Origin of the sequence: Clostridium senegalense (genome assembly GCF_018916625.1) — a bacterium.
In the GTDB taxonomy this organism is placed as follows: Bacteria; Bacillota; Clostridia; order Clostridiales; family Clostridiaceae; genus Clostridium_J; species Clostridium_J senegalense.
Window position 1 is genome coordinate 1 of record NZ_JAHLNC010000031.1, and the last position, 1,292, is coordinate 1,292.

The window sequence follows — 1,292 nt, forward strand, 5'->3', positions numbered from 1 at the left end:
CCTATAGCCCCCCTAATTGGATTGGACAAAGTTAATTTAGATATTTACAATTATATTAATGAAATTAGGAGGGCTACAATATGTCAAAAGTTGTTTTTAAAAGAAAGTTTTCAGAAGAACAAAGAGTTGCTTATGTTAAAGAAGTTCTTGAATCTGGTAGTAATTCTTTAATAGCTAAAAAATATGATATTAATCCAGTTCAATTAAGCACATGGGTTAACAATTACCGTAGGTATTCTCAAACTATAAAGCCGAAAAATCCAAAGGAAGGTGAGATTATACCTAATTATAAAAAAGAATATCATAAATTTAAGGATGAAAATGAAGAGCTTAAATTAAAAATAGCAATCCTTGAAGATCTTCTAAAAAAAAACAACCAACGTTAGATGATAAAGTTGCTATTGCTCATAAGTGGATAACTTTAGGTTATAAAGTTGTTACTGTATTAAGCATTGTAGAATTATCTAAGTCCTCTTATTACTACAAAATAAAACATGAGTATACTGAGAGAAGCTACGCTAATACAGGTCGTAAGACACCTGGATTTAGTTATAATTTTGATGGAGATAAGATTAATGACTTAGATATACAAAGCTATATAGTAAAAATTAAATCTCAGAAAACTAGTAAATTCTATGGTTATAAGAAAGTTACTGCTGTTTTAAGAAATAACTACAATATTAAGATTAATAAGAAAAAAGTTAGAAGATTAATGAAAAACTTAAACTTGTTAGATCCAAATAGAAAACGCACTCTAAAACGAGTGTCACGTGTCTGCGAAAGTAGAACAATAATCAAATCAAACCAATTGTGGCAAATGGATATAAAGTATGCGTTTATAGCTGGAACAAAGCGAACTGCTTATATTACTTCTATAATTGATGTGTTTGATAGAGAACTTGTAAGCACATCAATAGATTTATCTGCAACTGGTGAAGTTGCGAAAAAAGTTTTAATTAAAGGTTTATATTCCAGAGGCATTAAAGATAGTCCAAATGGATTAGTAATCCGTACGGATAATGGTAGTCAATTTATTAGTGGTATCTTTGAAAAATCTTGTCTTGATGAAAAAGTGATTCATGAAAGAATACCTGTTAAAAGTCCAAATTACAATGCTTTCATTGAATCATATCATAGATATCTTCAAGACGAATGCCTTACTGGAAGTATATATTGGAGTTTAGATGATATTCGCAATAATATAAATGATTTTGTTTATAGATATAACAATGAGAGAATACACTCTTCAATTGGATATGTTACACCACACGAATATTATCTTAAGAATTTAA

General features: G+C 28.6%; 2 protein-coding genes. Both read left to right on the top strand.

Annotated features, from left to right (window positions below; all coding sequences use genetic code 11):
- Positions 1-80: 80 nt before the first annotated feature.
- Positions 81-386, top strand: coding sequence for a transposase (locus tag KQI36_RS17615; RefSeq protein WP_153474238.1), 306 nt, complete (start codon positions 81-83; stop codon positions 384-386).
- Between the two features lie 65 nt (positions 387-451).
- Positions 452-1,292, top strand: an 841-nt coding sequence (locus KQI36_RS17620) for an IS3 family transposase (RefSeq protein WP_342357408.1), incomplete at its 3' end; no start/stop codon positions are given.

Excerpts from the sequence above, each read along its gene's own strand:
- KQI36_RS17615 (WP_153474238.1), top strand. The coding sequence starts at position 81 with ATGTCAAAAGTTGTTTTTAAAAGAAAGTTTTCAGAAGAACAAAGAGTT.